General features: G+C 53.7%; 1 rRNA gene. It reads right to left on the minus strand.

From position 1 onward, the window contains the following. A 23S ribosomal RNA gene (locus ACK3CV_RS25435) occupies positions 1-255 on the minus strand; the annotation flags it as partial.

Raw genomic sequence — 255 nt, forward strand, 5'->3', positions numbered from 1 at the left:
ATCGGTCAGTCAGGAGTATTTAGCCTTGGAGGATGGTCCCCCCATATTCAGACAGGATGTCACGTGTCCCGCCCTACTCATCGAACTCACGACCTGTGCATTTTAGTGTACGGGGCTATCACCCTTTGCTGCGCGACTTTCCAGACGCTTCCACTAACACACAAGCCGATTCAGGTTCTGGGCTCCTCCCCGTTCGCTCGCCGCTACTGGGGGAATCTCGGTTGATTTCTTTTCCTCGGGGTACTTAGATGTTTC

This window comes from Serratia sp. TSO36 (genome assembly GCF_057808395.1).